The organism is Xanthobacter autotrophicus, assembly GCF_029991245.1.
Taxonomy (GTDB): Bacteria; Pseudomonadota; Alphaproteobacteria; order Rhizobiales; family Xanthobacteraceae; genus Xanthobacter; species Xanthobacter autotrophicus_C.
Genome location: NZ_JAIVFO010000013.1, coordinates 35,426 through 49,114 on the forward strand (window position 1 = coordinate 35,426; position 13,689 = coordinate 49,114).

Below are 13,689 nucleotides of genomic sequence, written 5' to 3' on the forward strand. Positions count from 1 at the left end.
TACCGGAGGCGGGGCGACGACCCGATGCCGCCCCGCCCTGTTTCGCTCAGGCCCCGCTCACTCGGCGGCGGCGGGCTTCGAGCCGTGCGGCTTGAAGCGGGCGAGGATCATGGCGATCAGCGGCCAGATCAGCATGACCAGGGCCAGCGTCACGATGGAACCCACCAGCGGGTTGGACCAGAAGATGGAAAGATGGCCCTGGGACACCAGCATGGCCTGCCGGAAGGAGCTTTCCGCCATGTCGCCCAGCACCAGGGCCAGCACCAGCGGCGCCAGCGGATACTGCAGCTTCTTGAACAGGTAGCCGATGACGCCGAACACCAGCATCACGGCGATGTCGAGCCCCGCATTGTGCACCGTGTAGGCCCCCACCGCGCAGATCACGAGGATGATGGGCGCGATGACGCTGAAGGGAATGCGCAGGATGGCCGCGAAGATCGGCACCGTGGTGAGCACCACGATCAGCCCGGCGATGTTGCCGAGGTAGATCGAGGCGATGAGGCCCCACACGAAGTCCTTCTGCTCCACGAACAGCAGCGGCCCGGGCTGGAGGCCCCAGATCAGCAGGCCGCCCAGGAGCACCGCCGCCGTGGGCGAGCCGGGGATGCCCAGCGTCAGCATGGGCAGCAGCGCCGACGTGCCGGCCGCACGGGCCGCCACCTCCGGCATCACCACCCCTTCCAGCTCGCCCTTGCCGAAGTTGCGGCCGTTCTTGGAGAATTTCTTGGCGAGGCCGTAGCTCATGAAGGAGGCCGGCGTGGCGCCGCCGGGGGTGACGCCCATCCAGCAGCCGACGATGGCCGAGCGCAGGCAGCCCACCCAGTATTGCGGCAGCTTCTTCCAGGTTTCGAACACCACCCGCGCGTTGATGGCGGCGCTTTTGCCCTTGAAGGCGAGGCCCTCTTCCATGGTGAGCAGGATTTCGCCCACGCCGAACAGGCCGATGACCGCTACCAGGAAGTCGAAGCCGCGCAGCAGCTCCACCGAGCCGAAGGTCATGCGCAGCTGGCCCGTCACCGTGTCGATGCCCACCGCGGCCAGGGCAAAGCCCAGCATCATGGCCGCGATCACCTTGGCTGCCGGCTCCCGCCCCATGCCCACGAAGGCGCAGAAGGTGAGGAGATAGACCGCGAAGAATTCCGCCGGCCCGAACTGCAGCGCGAACTTCGCGATGACCGGCGCGAGGAAGGTGATGAGCAGCACCGCGAAGAAGGCGCCGATGAAGGAGCCGGTGAAGGCTCCGGTCAGGGCTTCTCCGGCTTTTCCCTTCTGGGCCATGGGGTGCCCGTCGAAGGTGGTGGCGACACTCCAGGGCTCGCCGGGAATGTTGAACAGGATGGAGGTGATGGCGCCGCCGAACAAGGCCCCCCAATAGATGGAGGACAGCATGATGATGGCGGAGACCGGCGTCATGGAGAAGGTCAGCGGCAGCAGGATGGCGACGCCGTTCGCGCCCCCCAGCCCCGGCAGCACCCCGATGAGCACGCCGAGCATGATGCCGACAAACATGTAGACGATGTTCATGGGGTCGGCGAGGACACCGAACCCTCCGATGAGTGAGGTGAGCGCTTCCACGGGGTCCTCCGTTGCGCCGCCTCGACCGCATCTGACGGCGGCATGGAGGGGCGGGCGCGTTGTTTTTTCAGGGTTGGGCCGTGTTCAGGCATCGCGGCTGAGCCGGCGCGCCGGGCTTGTCTTTCGCGGGGCGCCCAAAGCCCCTGTCCACCGGACGAGGCGATGCGGGCGCAGCGCACGGTGCGCGGGCCTTGCCCTGGCGCACCTCGATCATTTTCGTGTTGTCCTAAACAGTAAAAACGATCGAACTGCCTTGTCCGGCCCGCCGTCTTCGTGCGAGCCGGCATCCGCTTCACTTGAAAACGCTCTGCCGGTCACCGTCGGACCGACGGCTCGGGCTGCGTCCGCCCGGGCGGAGCCGGTCTTTGAGCCGTGCCGAGAGGGCTTCGCTCAAGCCCCGCTCGGGCTTGCGCCAGTGGCCGGGAGTTCAACTCATCGGCCGTTGGCGTCAGTAGCCGAGCGCGGTTTCCAGCGGACCCTTGGGCAGGGGAACAAGGAACCAGACCTCGAACATCACGAAGAGCGCAAGCGGCACGCCCACCGCGACGGGGATGATCTTCGCCGGCGGATACTTGCCCAGCCACCACATGAAGAAGGCGATGAAGATGGCGGAGGCAACATAGATCCCCAGAAGGAAGATCAGCCCCACATAGGCCACCGTCGGTATCAGCACCTGCATCACCGAGACGAGCTGCGTGCGATCGACGAAATTGGTGAGGTCGGGATGGCGCGTGACCATGTTCTGCACCAGCGTCACGGCGCTGGCGATGAACATGATCAACCCCACGTAGAACGGGAAGTAGCCCGCCTGCGGCCCGTCCGCCGCCCAGCTCGCGCCGACGCGCCAGCTGTCGCTCATCACCAGCGCCGAAACCCCCATGAAGACAAGGGCCACCACCATGTCCATGGTGCGGTTGGTGACGGTTTTCTCATTCTGGCCGGTCTGGCCGGTTTCGCTGCTCATGACCCATTCTCCCGTTGACGAAGACATGACCGCCGCGTCGGGACGGGCTCCGCCGGAGGCCCAGCGGAGCCCCGCCCGCTATTTCGCGACGAAGCCGGCCTTCTCCATCAGGTCCTTGTGGGTCGCCTCGGCCTTGGTGAGCCAGGCGGCATAGTCGGTGCCGGTCAGGGCGGTGGTGTTGAACGCGCCCTTCTGCATGAAGTCCTGCCACTCGGGGGTGGCGCGCACCCGCTTGAACAGATCGACGAAATACTCGACCTGCTCCTTCGAGGCGCCCGGCGGCATGAAGATGCCGCGCAGCATCAGGTATTCGATGTCGAGCCCGGCTTCCTTGCAGGTGGGAATATCCGCCCACGACTTGCCGTTGGCGATGGGCTCCTTGTAGGGCAGCCGCTTGTCGTCGAACACGCACAGCGGCTTCAGCTCGCCCGCGCGCCACTGGGAGACCGCCTCGATGGGATTGTTCACCGAAGAGGTGACATGGCCGCCGACGAGCTGCGCCGCCACGTCGCCGCCGCCCTTGTAGGGCACGTAGATGAACTTGGCGCCGGTCTTCTGCTCGATGGCGGCGGTGATGATCTGGTCTTCCTGCTTGGACCCGGTGCCGCCCATCTTGAAGACCTGGTCGCCCGACGCCGCCTTCAGCGCATCGAGATAGCCCTTCACGTCGCTATAGGGCGCCTTCGCGTTCACCCACAGGACGAACTCGTCGAGGGCCAGCATGGACACCGGCGTCATGTCCTTCCAGGAGAAGGGCACGCCGGTGGCGATGGGTGTGGTGAAGAGGTTGGACAGGGAAATGATGATCTTGTGGGGGTTCCGATTGGAGCCCTTCACGTCGAGGAAGCCTTCGGCACCTGCGCCGCCGGACTTGTTGATGACGACGAGGGACTGAGTCATCAGGTTGTTCTTCTGAACAATGCCCTGAATCATGCGCGCCATCTGGTCGGCGCCCCCGCCCGTGCCCGCCGGCACGATGAATTCCACGGTCTTGGTCGGTTCCCAGGCGTGTGCCGCCAAGGGGGAAAAGGCAGCTGCGACGGCGAGCGCCGCTGCACCTCGCCGGATGGTTCTGGCGATAGCCGAATGCATGATGGTCTTCCTCCCGGATCGTCCGCGTTTTTATTTTGCGGATCGAGACTTATGCCGAACGCGACTGATGCCGATCGAGATATGGAGCTGCATTCGCACGGGCTGGCCGGCCCGCACGCAGGATCCGTCCCTCGATTACGGAGAGAGACCGCTTGACCGGCTGGATGACGATGGGATCGGGCCGAAGCGGACTCTCGCGTCTTGTTTTCTCTGGCGTTCTATTGAGGCGTCTGCGCCGCTTACGTTAGGGCGGCTTCCAAAGAGTATAATGCACTTGCCTTGTGTCAATTGGAATTTTCAATTCCGCATGCGGTACTCCGTATTCCAATATTTAGAATATTGTATGCCAAGTCGGTCAGCAGACTTTACCGATACGCGGCATAGTCCTGCGAAAGGCTTTCATCGACGCCGGAATAAAGGCGCGTCATCTGCTCGGCCGCGGATGCCACCCGCCGCCCGAGGCGCAGGATGCGGTCCTCGCTCATGCGCACGGCGGGCGCGGAGACCGAGACCGCACCGATGGGATCGCGCCATTCGTTGAGGATGGCGGCGGCCACCGCCCGCATGCCGGGCGCATGCTCCTCCCGGTCCACCGCGAATCCGCGCTCCAGGATTTCGCCTACGTCATCCATCAACGCCCGCTCCTCGCGATGGGTGGCGGTGGTGAAGGGCTCGTAGCGGATCTGGCCAAGGCAGGCACCGCGGAACGCGGGCGTGGCGGCGGCGAGCACCGCCTTGCCCGCCGCCGTGGCATGCAGCGGCAGCCGCGCCCCGAGCCGGAAGAAGGCGCGCACCGGCGCATGGGCCTCCGCCTGGGCCACCACCACCAGCTCCATGGCGTCGAACATGGCGAGGTTCACGGTCTCGTCGGTCTCGTGCAGCAGCCGGCGGATCACCGGACGGCCGATGTCCGGCAGCTTGCGGATGCGCAGGTAGGCCGAGCCGATGCGGAACAGGCCGAGCCCCACGGTCCACAGCCCGGTGGACAGGTCGTGGTTCACCAGCTGGCGCTTCTCCAGCGTCGTCAGCAGGCGGTGCACGGTGGACACCGGCAGTTCCGCCCGGCGGGCGATCTCGGCCAGCGCCATGCCGTCCTGGTCCGCCACCACCCGAAGCAGGGCGATGGCGCGATCCAGCGACTGGACCTCGGCCCCACCCTCGGCGGCGGTCCCCGATGCGGGGCGACCCCGGCGGCGCGGGGCGACCTCGGTCTCCGGCATCCCTATACTCCTTACCTACATGGTCACGGCTCTGCGTCGGCCCCAAGTTAGCCAGACCGCAGCCCGCGTCCACCCTGTGACAAATTTTCCATCTTCCGGAATTAATTTCCACTGCTATCGTGGCGTCGATGGTTGCCAAGGGCAGATCATGCGCCCTAATCTGGCATACATAATACGTAATGACCGTATCGGGAGGAATCTGCCATGAAGGTGTGCATCTACGGCGCCGGAGCCATTGGTGGATATCTGGGCGCCCAGCTCGCGGGAGCCGGAGCCGAAGTGAGCCTGGTGGCGCGCGGTGCCCATCTCGAAGCCATGCAGACCAACGGCCTGAAGCTGCTGATCAATGGCGAGGAGCGCGTGAACCGGGTCCGCGCCACCGACGACCCCCGCGAGCTGGGCCCGCAGGACTATGTGATCATCGCCCTCAAGGGCCATTCGGTGCCGGGCGTGGTGGAGCGGATGCGCCCCCTCATCGGCAACGACACCTCCATCGTTACCGCCGTGAACGGCGTGCCCTACTGGTATTTCTACAAGCACGGCGGGGCGCTGGAGAATCGCACGCTGGCCACCATCGATCCCGGCGCCCGCCAGTGGGAGGTGCTGCGACCCGAGCGCGCGCTCGGCTGCATCGTCTATCCGGCCACCGAGGTGGTGGCGCCGGGCGTGATCCAGCACATCTACGGCGACAAGTTCCCCCTCGGCGAGCCCTCGGGCGAGATCACGCCGCGCGTCACCGCGCTCAGCCAGATGATGGAGAAGGGCGGCCTGCGCGCGCCGGTGATGACCAACATCCGCGACGAACTGTGGCTGAAGCTGTGGGGCAACCTCTGCTTCAATCCCATCAGCGCCCTGACCCACGCCACCCTCGACATCATCGCCGCCGATCCCGGCACCCGCGCCGTGGCCCGGTCCATGATGCTGGAGGCCCAGGCCGTCGCCGAGAAGCTGGGCATCACCTTCCGCGTGGACGTGGAACGGCGCATCAACGGCGCCGGCGCGGTGGGCGCGCACAAGACATCCATGCTGCAGGACCTCGAGCGCGACCGCCCCATGGAGATCGACCCGCTGGTGAGCGCCGTCCAGGAGATGGCGCAGATGCTCGATCTGCCCACCCCCACCCTCGACGTGGTGCTGGCCCTAGTGCGCCAGCGCGCCGCCATGGCGGGCCTTGGCGACATCCTCGCCGTGCCGCCGGTCACCGCCGCCGATCTCGTGCCGGCGCAGAAGGCGGCCGCGCACTGAGCCGGACGGGGCGGCCGGTGCCGGCAGCGCCCCGGAGCCCCCCTGCCCCCAGGTCAGGAGCCAGCAAAAGAAAAGGCCGGGACATGCCCGGCCTGTTTCGTTTCAGTGACGCCATGTCCGGATCAGGTCCGGCCTCGCACGCCGCGCCGGCACGGGGCCGGCGGCGCGGGGGACGCGATCACTCGCTCTCCGTCATCGGCGCGGCGAGGGGCGTGCCCGGGTTCGGCTGGCTGGCGTTCAACGCCATTCCCGTCAGGACGTAGCCCAGCACGAGAGCGGCAAACACGGCGATTCGCTTGAACATCCTCATCCCTCAACTTGGTCGCGGCCAGACCGAGCCGAATTGTGCATCGCCCCGACGTCGCATGCTTCTAATCGCCATGCGCCGCACAAGAGCTGAACGCTTAAGTCAGCAGCGGTTCATAAAGCCTGAACAGGCTGGTCCCACTTGAGTTCCAGGTCCTCTCCCGGACAGCAGCACCACGCCGATCGGCACCGAAACCGGGGCTCGCCCCGCGCGACTCAGGTTTCGGTGCCTGTGGTCATACACCGCACGAAACGCCCTGTCTGTGTCCGGCCGGTCACAGCCCGCCGTCGCGTGGAGATCACAGTAAAGCAATGGTTTACGCGTCGTGCGGGGGGCTGGCGGGATGTCGCGGGGACCTTTCACAGCCTCCCGGCGCTTTACTCGACCGGTGGGACGCTCTAAGCCGAGAGACCTTTTATACCGCACTGCACAAGGCGCCCATGCTCCGCAAGCTCTACGACTGGATCATCGCCTATTCCGCGAAGCCGTCGGCGCCCTGGGCGCTCGCTTTGGTTGCATTTGCGGAAAGCTCCGTCTTCCCGGTGCCGCCGGACGTGCTGCAGGTGCCCATGACCCTGGCGCGCCCCGACCGCGCCTGGCGCTATGCGCTCATCGCCACCGTGGCGTCGGTGCTCGGGGGCCTGGTGGGCTATGCCATCGGCGCGCTGCTGTATGACAGCGTCGGCAAGTTCCTGATCGACCTGTATGGCTACGGCTCGAAGGTGGACCAGTTCCGCGCCGCCTACGCCCATTACGGCCACTGGGTGATCCTGCTGAAGGGGCTGACGCCGATCCCCTTCAAGCTCGTGACCATCACCTCGGGCTTCGCCGACTACAATCTGTTCTGGTTCGTGCTGCTCTCAATCATCACCCGCGGCGCGCGCTTCTTCATCCTGGCGGCAATCCTGCACCATTTCGGGGCGGCGGCCCGGGAGTTCATCGAGAAGCGGCTCGGCCTCGTCACCCTCGGCTTCCTGGCCGTCCTGGTGATCGGCCTGGTGGCGGCGGCCTACTTCGCCTGACGCATCCCGCCGCATCGCGACCGAAGACCAGCGGCCGGTGAGCCTTCCTCACCGGCCGTTTTCGTTACTGCGCCTTCGGGCGCGACAGGACCGATGCGGAACCTGCGGTGGCCGTGTCGGTGGTTGCGGTGCCCGCTCCCGCCTTGCGCCGCTGCGGTGCCGCCGGCGCCGATTGCGCCGCCGATCGTCCCGCCTCCGGGTTCGCGGAGGTCGCGCCCGGATCAGCCGGCGCGGCTTGCGGAACCGCGGCTTGCGCGGGGATTGATTGCGGCGAAGCGGTATTGGCCGCATCCGGTGCCGGAGCAGGCCGGGGCGCGGGTGTCACCGTGGCGACCGCCGGCTCCGGAGGACGCGACGGCGGCAGGGGCCTGGCCGGCGACACCGGCGCCGCAGCCACCGGCGGCGAGACCGGAGCCGGCGCACGCGGCGGCGGCGGGGTGCGACGGGGGCCCGGCCCGGGCGGCGTCGGCACGGCGATGGTCGGGCCGCCATAGACGCTGCGCGCGCTCACCACCCGGCCGGTGAAGGCATCGAGCCGCAAGACCGCCGGGCCGTCCTCGTCCACTCCGGTCACCACATAGGTGCGCCCGGCCAGGCGCGGCCGTGACACCTGCCGATAGCCCATGCCGACCACGATGGCGCGCACCTCGCCCGGCGGCAGCATGCCATAGCCGCGCGGCGGCGGCGCGGGCACATAGCCACGGGGCGGCGGCCCGTAGGGTCGCTCATAGCCATAGGGCCCCTCATAGAGCAGCACCTGTGCCGCTACGGGGGCAGATGGCATGATCGCAGCGCTCAAAATTAAGGCACCGATCCCGAAGCGCAGGGGACCTGTGAGGGTTCGCGGCATGGCGCACCTCTCCATTCTTGAACCTCATTTGTCCCGACACGCCGGCCGGCGCGCCGAAGCCTGAACACCAGCCCTGCCGACGGACGGTCCGGGCACATGAATCCCGTGGAACTTAAGGCGCCCAATGCGGCAGCCTTTGGACGCGCCCGCGGTGTCACGGTGACAGCCATGGAGGGGCCGCCTGAAACTCCGTTGCGTCGCGGCGCCGCGCGCCGTACCGTTCTTTCGTCCTGACGGTATTGAGCGCAACTTTTCGCCGATCCGACTGCTTTTGCGCCATTGAGGCGCTTGTAGGCGTGCCGCTTTTCTGGCATGTTCCACGAGATAGGGAAACCATGCTTCCCTATCTCCCGTGTCGATGGCTCAGATTGTCTCAAGCTCGCGTTCATACGAACGGGGGGCCTTCTGTGTGGCGCGGCAGTGGTGCAAAAGTTGCAGCGTGGCCGTAGGACGTCATCGGGCCGGCCCGGCCCCGATGAGGGCTGCGGCCCGATCCGCGGGAAACCCGGATCGCGGCGCAAGGGCAAGAGATGGGGAAGGACGGCGGGGCGCATCTGCCCGGCCGCCAGCACAGAAGGAACGACGAGATGGCAGCGACGGATCGCACGGATGGCTTGAACGGAAGCGTGGCTCGGACGGCCGCCGCCGTGAAAGACACGTCGATCGTCGGCCGTCCGGAACCCTTCGGCCTGTTCGACCCGGCCCATGAGAAGGATGCCTGCGGCGTCGGCTTCATCGCCGACATCAAGGGCCGCAAGTCCCACCGCATCATCCAGGACGGCATCAACATCCTGCTCAACCTGGAGCACCGCGGCGCCGTGGGCGCCGACCCGCGCGCCGGCGACGGCGCGGGCATGCTGGTGCAGATCCCCCACAAGTTCTTCCTGAAGGAAGCGGCGCGGCTTGGCTTCTCCCTGCCGGAGCCCGGCCTTTATGCGGTCGGCCACATCTTCCTGCCCCGCGATGCCGAGGGCGAGCAGATCGTGCGCGCCACCTATGAGCGGGCGGTGGCGGAGGAAGGGCTCGTCATCCTCGGCTGGCGCGACGTGCCCACCGACAATTCCTCCCTCGGCTGGAGCGTGCTGCCCACCGAGCCCAAGCACGCCCAGGTGTTCATCGGCCGTGGCGAGTTCGCCGGCGACGAGGACGGCTTCGAGCGCCGCCTGTTCGTGCTGCGCAAGGTGATCTCCAACACCGTCTACGGCGCCAAGGACCCGCGCACCGCCGGCTATTACCCGGTGTCGCTGTCCTGCCGGACCCTGGTCTACAAGGGCATGTTCCTGGCCGACCAGCTGGGCGCCTATTATGCCGACCTGCACGACCCGGACTTCGAGAGCGCGCTCGCCCTGGTGCACCAGCGCTTCTCCACCAACACCTTCCCGGCCTGGCCTTTGGCCCACCCCTACCGGATGGTGGCCCACAACGGCGAGATCAACACCCTGCGCGGCAACGTCAACTGGATGGCGGCGCGTCAGGCTTCCGTGGACACCGAGCTGTTCGGCGCCGACATCTCCAAGCTGTGGCCCATCTCCTATGAGGGCCAGTCGGACACCGCCTGCTTCGACAACGCGCTCGAATTCCTGACCCAGGGCGGCTATTCCCTGCCCCACGCGGCCATGATGCTGGTGCCCGAGGCCTGGGCCGGCAATCCGCTCATGGACGAGGAGCGCCGCGCCTTCTACGAATACCACGCCGCCCTCATGGAGCCGTGGGACGGCCCGGCCGCCATCGTCGCCACCGACGGCCGCCAGATCGTCGCGACCCTCGACCGCAACGGCCTGCGCCCCGCCCGCTACATGGTGACGAGCGACGACACCATCGTGCTCGCCTCCGAAATGGGCGTCTTGACCCTGCCCGAGGAAAAGATCGTCACGAAGTGGCGCCTCCAGCCCGGCAAGATGCTGCTGGTGGACCTCGTGGAAGGCCGCCTCGTCCCCGACGAGGAGATCAAGACCCAGCTCGCCCGCGCCAATCCCTACAAGGAGTGGCTGAGGCACACCCAGCTGGTGCTGGAGGACCTGCGCCCCGTGGAGGCGCGCGAGGTGCGCACCGACGTGGCCCTGCTCGATCGCCAGCAGGCGTTCGGCTACACCCAGGAGGACCTCAAGCTCCTCATGGCGCCCATGGCCATCACCGGCCAGGAGGCGGTGGGTTCCATGGGCACCGACACGCCCATCTCCGTGCTCTCCAACAAGTCGAAGCTGCTCTACACCTACTTCCAGCAGAACTTCGCCCAGGTGACCAACCCGCCCATCGACCCGATCCGCGAGGAGCTGGTGATGAGCCTTGTCTCCTTCATCGGGCCGCGGCCGAACATCTTCGACCTGGAAGGCACCGCCCGCCGCAAGCGGCTGGAAGTGCGCCAGCCCATCCTCACCAATGAGGACCTGGAGAAGATCCGCTCCATCGGCTTCATGGAGGAGCGGTTCGACACCCGCACCCTCGACATCACCTACCCGTCCGACAAGGGCGCGGCGGGCATGAGCGACGCGGTGGAGCGGCTGTGCGAGCGCGCCGAGGCAGCGGTCCACGGCGGCTACAACATCATCATCCTGTCCGACCGCCTGGTCGGCCCGGACCGCATCCCGATCCCGGCGCTGCTGGCCACCGCCGCCGTGCACCACCACCTGATCCGCCAGGGCCTGCGCACCTCCGTGGGCCTGGTGGTGGAGACCGGTGAGGCGCGCGAGGTGCACCATTTCGCCTGCCTCGCCGGCTATGGCGCCGAGGCCATCAACCCCTATCTCGCCTTCGAGACCCTGCTCTCCATGAAGGACGAGATCCCGGAGGAGGTGGACGACAAGGAGATCGTCAAGCGCTTCATCAAGTCGGTGGACAAGGGGCTCTTGAAGGTGATGTCCAAGATGGGCATCTCCACCTACCAGTCCTATTGCGGCGCGCAGATCTTCGACGCGGTGGGCCTCTCCTCCGAGCTGGTGAACAAGTATTTCTTCGGCACCGCCACCACCATCGAGGGCGTGGGCCTCGCCGAGATCGCCGAGGAGACCGAGCGCCGGCACACCCTCGCCTTCTCCGACGCCCCGATCTTCCGCATGGCGCTGGATGTGGGCGGCGAGTACGCCTACCGCATGCGCGGCGAGGACCATGCATGGTCGCCGGAATCGGTGGCCGAGCTGCAGCACGCCGTGCGCGGCAATGCGCGGGACAAGTTCCGCGCCTTCTCCACCATGATCAACGACCATGATTCGCGCCTGCTCACCGTGCGCTCCCTGTTCCGCATCAAGAGCGCGGAAGAGCTGGGCCAGGCGCCGGTGGAGCTGTCGGAGGTGGAACCCGCCGCCGACATCGTGAAGCGCTTCGTCACCGGGGCCATGTCGTTCGGCTCCATCTCCCGCGAGGCCCACACCACCCTCGCCATCGCCATGAACCGGATCGGCGGCAAGTCGAACACCGGCGAGGGCGGCGAGGAGCCCGAGCGCTTCAAGCCCCTGCCCAACGGCGACAGCATGCGCTCCGCCATCAAGCAGGTGGCCTCCGGCCGCTTCGGCGTGACCGCGGAATATCTCGTCAATTCCGACGTGATGCAGATCAAGGTGGCCCAGGGCGCCAAGCCCGGCGAGGGCGGACAATTGCCCGGCCACAAGGTCGACGCGGTGATCGCCAAGGTGCGCCACTCCACCCCCGGCGTCGGCCTCATCTCGCCGCCGCCGCACCACGACATCTATTCCATCGAGGATCTCGCCCAGCTCATCTATGACCTCAAGAACGTGAATCCCGACGCGGACGTGTCGGTGAAGCTCGTGTCCGAGGTGGGCGTGGGCACGGTGGCGGCGGGCGTCGCCAAGGCGCGCGCCGACCACATCACCATCTCCGGCTTCGAGGGCGGTACGGGCGCCTCCCCGCTCACCTCCATCAAGCATGCCGGCTCGCCGTGGGAGATGGGCCTCGCCGAGACCCAGCAGACCCTGGTGGCCAACCGCCTGCGCTCGCGCGTCGCGCTTCAGGTGGACGGCGGCCTGCGCACCGGCCGCGACGTGATCATCGGCGCCCTGCTGGGGGCCGACGAGTTCGCCTTCTCCACCGCGCCGCTCATCGCGGCGGGCTGCATCATGATGCGCAAGTGCCACCTGAACACCTGCCCGGTGGGCGTGGCCACCCAGGACCCGGTGCTGCGCAAGCGCTTCAAGGGCACGCCCGAGCACGTGATCAACTACTTCTTCTTCGTCGCCGAGGAAGTGCGGGAGATCATGGCCTCCCTCGGCTTCCGCACGATGGACGAGATGGTGGGCCGCTCCGAGGTGCTCGACCAGAACGCCGCCATCAACCACTGGAAGGCGAAGGGCCTCGACTTCTCGCGCATCTTCGCCAAGCCCGACATGCCGCCCGAGGTGGGCATCCGCCACACCGAGCGCCAGCACCATCCCATCGAGAAGGTGCTGGACCGCACCCTCATCGCCAAGGCCGCTCCGGCCCTGGAAAAGGGCGAGCGCGTCGAGATCAAGACGCCGATCCGGTCGGTGGACCGCTCGGCCGGCGCCATGCTCTCCGGCGCCGTGGCCAAGGCCTATGGCGGCCACGGCCTGCCGGACGACACCATCCACGTGGAGCTGAGCGGCACCGCGGGCCAGGCGTTCGCAGCGTTTCTCGCCGCCGGCGTCACCTTCGACCTCATCGGCGAGGCCAACGACTATGTGGGCAAGGGCCTGTCGGGCGGGCGCATCATCGTCCGGCCGCCGGATAATGCGGCCATCGTGCCGGAGGAATCCATCATCGTCGGCAACACGGTGATGTACGGCGCCACCGAGGGCGAATGCTACTTCCGCGGCATCGCCGGCGAGCGCTTCGCGGTGCGCAATTCCGGTGCAATCGCCGTCGTTGAAGGCACCGGCGACCATGGCTGCGAGTATATGACCGGCGGCATCGTGGTGGTGATCGGCCAGACCGGGCGCAACTTCGCGGCCGGCATGTCCGGCGGCGTCGCCTATGTGCTGGACGAGGACAAGAGCTTCGCCAAGCGGTGCAACCTCTCCATGGTGGACCTCGAACCGGTGGAGGAGGAGGAGGACCTGCTGGAACGCCTCCACCACCACGGCGGCGACCTGGAGTTCAAGGGCCGCATCGACGTGCAGGGCGACATGTCCCGCCACGACGAGGAACGCCTGCACCAGCTCATCGCCAAGCACCTGCATTACACCGGCTCGGCGCGGGCGCAGGCGATCCTGGACAACTGGGCCGAGTACCGCTCCAAGTTCGTCAAGGTGATGCCGGTGGAATACCGCCGCGCCCTGCGCGACATGGAGAAGCGGCGCGGCCTCGCGGCGGCGGAATAGCGAAGAGAACCAGTCTCTTCTCATCCGCTCGCGCTTGCGGGGGCGGATCGGGGAGCGCCGCCCCGGCGGCTCACCATCGCCGGATGCCGGCGCTCAACGGAAAGGGTCAGCCCCCTCCCACCC

9 protein-coding genes are annotated in these 13,689 nt (G+C 67.2%); 3 read left to right on the top strand and 6 right to left on the bottom strand.

Going from position 1 to position 13,689, the window contains the following annotated elements; genetic code table 11:
• Positions 1-57: 57 nt before the first annotated feature.
• The 4 genes from K9U41_RS04395 to K9U41_RS04410 form a co-directional block, all read right to left on the bottom strand.
• Positions 58-1,524 (bottom strand): tripartite tricarboxylate transporter permease, encoded by a 1,467-nt coding sequence (locus tag K9U41_RS04395; RefSeq protein WP_432715724.1) that lies wholly within the window; start codon positions 1,522-1,524, stop codon positions 58-60.
• A gap of 499 nt (positions 1,525-2,023) precedes the next feature.
• On the bottom strand, positions 2,024-2,539 hold the full coding sequence (locus K9U41_RS04400; RefSeq protein WP_282639641.1) for a tripartite tricarboxylate transporter TctB family protein: 516 nt from the start codon (positions 2,537-2,539) through the stop codon (positions 2,024-2,026).
• Positions 2,540-2,617: 78 nt separating this feature from the next.
• Positions 2,618-3,631 (bottom strand): Bug family tripartite tricarboxylate transporter substrate binding protein, encoded by a 1,014-nt coding sequence (locus K9U41_RS04405; protein ID WP_282639642.1) that lies wholly within the window; start codon positions 3,629-3,631, stop codon positions 2,618-2,620.
• A 365-nt stretch (positions 3,632-3,996) separates the two neighbouring features.
• Complete coding sequence (locus tag K9U41_RS04410; protein WP_282639643.1) at positions 3,997-4,851, bottom strand: IclR family transcriptional regulator; 855 nt, start codon at positions 4,849-4,851, stop codon at positions 3,997-3,999.
• Positions 4,852-5,055: 204 nt separating this feature from the next.
• Here K9U41_RS04410 and K9U41_RS04415 point away from each other — a divergent pair, with 204 nt between their 5' ends.
• Positions 5,056-6,096, top strand: a complete 1,041-nt coding sequence (locus K9U41_RS04415) for a 2-dehydropantoate 2-reductase (RefSeq protein ID WP_282639644.1) — start codon at positions 5,056-5,058, stop codon at positions 6,094-6,096.
• Positions 6,097-6,274: 178 nt separating this feature from the next.
• Here the strand turns inward: K9U41_RS04415 and K9U41_RS04420 are convergent, their stop codons facing one another.
• Positions 6,275-6,400 (bottom strand): hypothetical protein, encoded by a 126-nt coding sequence (locus tag K9U41_RS04420; RefSeq protein WP_269149852.1) that lies wholly within the window; start codon positions 6,398-6,400, stop codon positions 6,275-6,277.
• A gap of 443 nt (positions 6,401-6,843) precedes the next feature.
• Between K9U41_RS04420 and K9U41_RS04425 the strand changes: the two genes are divergently transcribed.
• Positions 6,844-7,425: a YqaA family protein gene (locus K9U41_RS04425; RefSeq protein ID WP_282639645.1), complete on the top strand. Its 582-nt coding sequence runs from the start codon at positions 6,844-6,846 to the stop codon at positions 7,423-7,425.
• 64 nt (positions 7,426-7,489) lie between these two features.
• On the opposite strand, the gene K9U41_RS04430 is transcribed toward K9U41_RS04425, so the two are convergent.
• Positions 7,490-8,209, bottom strand: a complete 720-nt coding sequence (locus K9U41_RS04430; RefSeq protein WP_282639646.1) for a hypothetical protein — start codon at positions 8,207-8,209, stop codon at positions 7,490-7,492.
• 653 nt (positions 8,210-8,862) lie between these two features.
• Here K9U41_RS04430 and gltB point away from each other — a divergent pair.
• Complete coding sequence (gltB, locus tag K9U41_RS04435; RefSeq protein WP_282639647.1) at positions 8,863-13,566, top strand: glutamate synthase large subunit; 4,704 nt, start codon at positions 8,863-8,865, stop codon at positions 13,564-13,566.
• Positions 13,567-13,689: the final 123 nt, after the last annotated feature.